General features: G+C 71.5%; 3 protein-coding genes. 1 reads left to right on the top strand and 2 read right to left on the bottom strand.

The genetic code is table 11. The features are described from left to right. Positions 1 to 463 precede the first annotated feature (463 nt). Together VGD85_RS21560 and tyrS are read right to left on the bottom strand one after the other, a co-directional pair. Complete coding sequence (locus tag VGD85_RS21560) at positions 464 to 1,531, bottom strand: alpha-hydroxy acid oxidase (RefSeq protein WP_331065487.1); 1,068 nt, start codon at positions 1,529 to 1,531, stop codon at positions 464 to 466. 2 nt (positions 1,532 to 1,533) lie between these two features. Then, positions 1,534 to 2,805: a tyrosine--tRNA ligase gene (gene tyrS / locus VGD85_RS21565; protein ID WP_331065488.1), complete on the bottom strand. Its 1,272-nt coding sequence runs from the start codon at positions 2,803 to 2,805 to the stop codon at positions 1,534 to 1,536. A gap of 144 nt (positions 2,806 to 2,949) precedes the next feature. Here tyrS and VGD85_RS21570 point away from each other — a divergent pair. After that, a partial coding sequence (locus VGD85_RS21570) for a serine/threonine-protein kinase (protein ID WP_331065489.1) occupies positions 2,950 to 3,804 on the top strand: 855 nt, incomplete at its 3' end.

Raw genomic sequence — 3,804 nt, forward strand, 5'->3', positions numbered from 1 at the left:
AAAGAAGAACCTGACAAGTTGTCAGAATTCATTGTCAAAGAAACCGAAGACATCCACCCCAAAAAAGGGCATCAGTCAACGGGGCATAACAAACTAATTCGTCGACTATGACACACTGTTGAGTTCTCAAGAATCAGACGCGCACACCGGGCCTTGGCGCTTTCGCGCTTTCCGCTCCGGGGCGACTCGTAAAACTTAGCGGCTCGAATTCCTCGGTGCAAATCCTGGCGAATTCTCTGCCCACCTGCGCACACCTGTAGACCTCGTTGATGTCGGAGGCCGCTAGCGCGCGCACTCGTTCACCGGTGAGGCGAGATGAGGGAGGTGGCCACCCGGGGCCGAAGGCCCGACCGCATGGTCTTGCCTCCCGCCGCTCCCTGGCGACCCGGAGAACATTAGGGGACCTGCCGCGGGAGTTCAAATCGGCCGCGCGTGACCCCGGACACAACCGCGTTTGCGCAGGTCAGCGCGGGGTAGGGCCGGCGGCGGCGGTGATCCCCCGCGCGTCGGCGACCGTGCGGCACCCGGCCAGCCGGAGCGCCTCGACGGCCTGCTCACGCAGCTCCCGGTGGAAGCGTGCGACCCCGTCCGCGCCGTCGACGAGCGCGAGCAGCGGGGACCGGCCCAAGAAGGCGGCGCGCGCACCGAGCGCGAGGGCGGTCAGGACGTCGAGCCCCGAGCGCAGCCCCCCGTCGACGTACACCTCGGCCTGCTCCCCCACCGCCGCCACGACGTCTGGCAGCGACGAGGCTGTCGACGCCGTGCGGTCGAGCTGGCGTCCGCCGTGGTTGGAGACCCAGACGGCTCCGGCCCCGGCCTGGACGGAGCGGATCGCGTCCTCGCCACGGAGCACGCCCTTGACCACGACCGGGAGCCCCGTGCGCGCCGCGACCCAACCGATGTCGTGCGGGCCCAGGTCGAGCGCCTTCTCCGCGCCCGGTTGGTCGTCGTAGCCCGGGTCGAAGTTGACCCGCAGCAGCGCCGGGTCGACCTCGTCCCACACCAGCGGGGCGCCGGGTTCGGCGTACTTGGTCCCGACGACCGGGGTGTCGACGGTCAGCACGACCGCACGCGCGCCCGCAGCGACCGCGCGCTCCAGCATCGGCTCCGCGAGCGTGCGGTCGGCAGGCAGGTAGGCCTGGAGCCACCAGTGCACGCCGGTCGCGCCGATCTCCGCGAACGGGGTGCCGGCGTTGCTGGACACCACCATCGGCGCGCCCGCCTCGGCACAGGCGCGCGCCATCGCGATCTCCCCGTCCGGATGGACCGCCCGCTGGAGCGTGGTCGGAGCGACGCCCCAGGGCACGTCCAGCTGCGAGCCCAGCAGCCGGCACGAGAGGTCCACGTGGGTGACGTCGTGCAGCACCCGCGGGCGGAAGCGCACGCCGCGCCACGCCTCGACCGCCTCGCCGGCGGTCACCGACTCGCGCGCTCCCTGGAGGACGTAGTCGAGCACCACCGCAGGCAGGGCGGCCCGGGCGCGCTGCTCGAGCTCGTCGAGCCAGCGTGCGCCCTCGGCCGTCCCCGCCACGCTCAGCGCACCTCGACCCCGGCGAAGTTCTTCTTGCCCCGACGCAGCACCAGCCAGGTGCCGCCGATCAGGTCCGCGTCCGCGGGTGCCCGGTCGGCGTCCTCGATCCGCTCGTTGTTGAGGTAGGCGCCGCCCTCCGCGACGGTCCGACGGGCCTCACCCTTGCTCTTCGCCAGGCCGGTCGCGACCAGCAGGTCGACGACCGTCGGCAGCTCCTCGTCGCCGTCGAGGACGACGGTCCCGGCCTCCCGGAGCGCGGCGCCGAGGGTCGAGGCGCTCAGCGTGCTCAGGTCGCCGCCGCCGAACAGCGCAGCCGACGCGGCGATGATGCGTGCGGTCTCCTCGGCGCCGTGGACCAGGGTCGTCACGTGCTCGGCGAGCGCCCGCTGCCCGGCGCGCAGGAACGGCTTGTCCGCATGCTGTGCCTCGAGCTCCTCGATCTCGGCGCGCGAGAGGAACGTGAAGATCCGGAGCAGCTCGCCGACCTTCTCGTCCTCGACGTTGAGCCAGAACTGGTAGAAGGCGTACGGCGAGAGCATCTCGGGGTCGAGCCACAGCGCACCGCCCTCGGACTTGCCGTACTTGGTGCCGTCGGCCTTGGTCACCAGCGGTGTGGCGAACGCGTGCGCCTTGCCGCCGGCGGCGCGGCGGATCAGCTCGACGCCCCCGGTGAGGTTGCCCCACTGGTCGGATCCACCGAACTGCAGGACCACCCCGTGGTCGCGGTAGAGGTTGAGGAAGTCCATCGACTGCAGGAGCACGTAGCTGAACTCGGTGTAGCTGATGCCGGCGTCCAGCCGGGTGCGCACCACGTCGCGCGCCAGCATCCGGTTGACCGGGAAGTGCTTGCCGATGTCACGGAGGAAGTCGATCGTCGACAGGCTGGCGGTCCAGTCGTAGTTGTTGACCATCGTGGCGGCGTTGTCGCCCTCGAAGGACAAGAACGGCTCGATCTGGCGGCGGACCCGCTGGACCCACTCCTTGACCGTGTCGAGGGAGTTCAAGGTGCGCTCCCCCGACTCCTTCGGATCACCGATCATGCCGGTCGCGCCGCCCACGAGTGCGTACGGCGTGTGGCCGGCGTCCTGCAGCCGCTTCGCGGTCAGGATCTGCACGAGGTTGCCCAGGTGCAGGCTCGGCGCCGTCGGGTCGAACCCGACATAGAACCGCACGCTCCCCGTGGCCAGGGCCTCGCGCAGGGCGTCGAGGTCCGTCGAGTGGGCGATGAGTCCGCGCCACTCGAGGTCGTCGAGGAGGGTCGGGTCGATGGACACGGTGAGCCTTTCGGGCTGAGTCGGTCGGTGAACGGGTACGTGCGGGTCAAGCCTGCCGCATGCCGCCGGTCGTCGCCCACCCGGTTCCCGTGGCCCGGCTGGCTCACGGCACTAGGCTGGCGCGGATCCGGGAAGGGATGGCATGTGATCGCTGGCAGGTACACGCTCGAGCGGGAGGTCGGTCGGGGCGGCATGGGCGCCGTGTGGCTCGGTGTCGACCAGGTCCTGGGCCGCCAGGTCGCGCTCAAGCGGGTCGGCATGGCGCCCGGTGTGGCGACGCCCGACCTGGCGCGCGCTGAGCGAGAGGCCCGGCTCGCGGCCCGGCTGAACCACCCGCACGTCGTGGCGGTCTACGACCTGGTCCTCGAGGGCGACGAGCAGTGGCTGGTCATGGAGTACGTCGAGGGGTCCACCCTCGCCGAGCTGGTCCGACGCGACGGCGCCATGACGCCCGACCAGGCCGCCGCCGTGCTCGGCCAGGCCGCCGACGCGCTCGCCGCGGCACACGCGGCCGGGATCGTGCACCGCGACGTCAAGCCCTCGAACATCCTGGTCGGCCCCGACGGCCAGGTGAAGCTCTCCGACTTCGGGATCGCCCGCGCGGAGGCCGACGCCACACTCACCCAGACCGGCCTGGTGACGGGGTCACCGGCGTACCTGTCGCCCGAGGTCGCCTCGGGTGAGCAGGCGACCGATGCCAGCGACGTCTGGTCGCTCGGCGCGACGCTGTTCCACGCCTTGGCCGGCCACCCACCGTACGAGGTCGGCGACAACGTCCTCGGCGCCCTGTACCGCATCGTGCACGAGGAGCCACCCCGGCTGCCCGACGCCGGCTGGCTCTCCCCGCTGCTGCTCGCCACGATGAGTCGCGACCCTCGTGACCGTTGGTCGATGGCCCGCGTGCGCGACGTGCTCGCGGCGGGGTCGTCGGCGCCACTGCCGGCCGGAGCTCCGGGCGAGCCGCCCGCGCCCGACCCGGCGCCGACCCGGCAGCTGTCC

Origin of the sequence: Nocardioides sp. (genome assembly GCF_036401255.1) — a bacterium.
Taxonomy (GTDB): Bacteria; Actinomycetota; Actinomycetes; order Propionibacteriales; family Nocardioidaceae; genus Nocardioides.